Genomic DNA, 1,008 nt, shown 5'->3' on the forward strand with positions numbered 1-1,008 from the left:
AATTTTCTCCTACTCGATTGATTGCACAAGACTACATAGGCGGAATTCTGCCTATTTAAACATCGGAATTCCGATAAAAACTCATTATCAGATATTTATGCATATGGGTAAATCCCCATATGTAAATACATGTATTTATCACATCCGCTTTTTGCGTATGATATCGGGATTCCGATATGATACACCAATTTTGGGGTATTTAAAAGATCGGCCGAAAACTCAGCCGATATATATGTGCATGCACGGATTTACGGGTATGGCGATATACGGAATTCCGATAACGTTATTAAACAACGGTATAACGTTCTTAACGATTTGGCAGCCGAAAATTCGGCAGCGAAAAATTTAAACGGGTGGAATTCCGCTTATTTCCGAACATCTATAATTATATCAGTCCCACAGTTCGGGCACAAAAAACCGGAGTTGCTGGCTCCGGTTAGGTATATGGCAATGCATACTATATTGCTAATTGCTTCTTTACTTCATCCAACGAGTACCGTTTTCCGTCGTCAGTCAACTTGTGCAGTTGCACGGTCAGCTTATCCTGTATATCTTCTATGTCACTTGCGGTCAGTTCGCTTAATATCGCCTCGAAGGCTTGGATTACTCCTTTTTTCAATTGTGCTGTTTTCATCTGTAAACGTCCTTTCTGTGATTAATGTCAATTATCAATATAACAAGCATGTTGTTATTCAGTTCATATATAACCCTGTAATCCGCAACTCGCAATCTATAATATCCGCTTACGCCTTTTAAGGCCTTGACATTACCGCTTTCGTGCGGGTTTATCTGAAGTGCCTCTATCTTTTCAATTATCAACCGTTGATAAACGAGATCTATCTTTTTCAGACTTTTCAAGGCGTTACGGGTGAATTCTATAGAATACATATGCAAATATATGAATTATTGTTTGATTTCTATGCTTATGGGTTTCTTGCAATGAGGACAAATATACTTTTCTTTCGGTTTGTTCCGCCGGGTGTCTTCAAATAGATCAAGCAAATCAAC

General features: G+C 38.4%; 2 protein-coding genes. Both read right to left on the bottom strand.

The genetic code is table 11. The features are described from left to right. Positions 1–457 precede the first annotated feature (457 nt). Positions 458–634: a hypothetical protein gene (locus tag B3Z75_RS04630; RefSeq protein ID WP_294068208.1), complete on the bottom strand. Its 177-nt coding sequence runs from the start codon at positions 632–634 to the stop codon at positions 458–460. Continuing rightward, positions 631–888 (bottom strand): type II toxin-antitoxin system RelE family toxin, encoded by a 258-nt coding sequence (locus tag B3Z75_RS14250; RefSeq protein ID WP_414702860.1) that lies wholly within the window; start codon positions 886–888, stop codon positions 631–633. The genes B3Z75_RS04630 and B3Z75_RS14250 overlap by 4 nt, the downstream gene beginning before the upstream one ends. Positions 889–1,008: the final 120 nt, after the last annotated feature.

The organism is Proteiniphilum sp. UBA1028, assembly GCF_002316955.1.
In the GTDB taxonomy this organism is placed as follows: Bacteria; Bacteroidota; Bacteroidia; order Bacteroidales; family Dysgonomonadaceae; genus Proteiniphilum.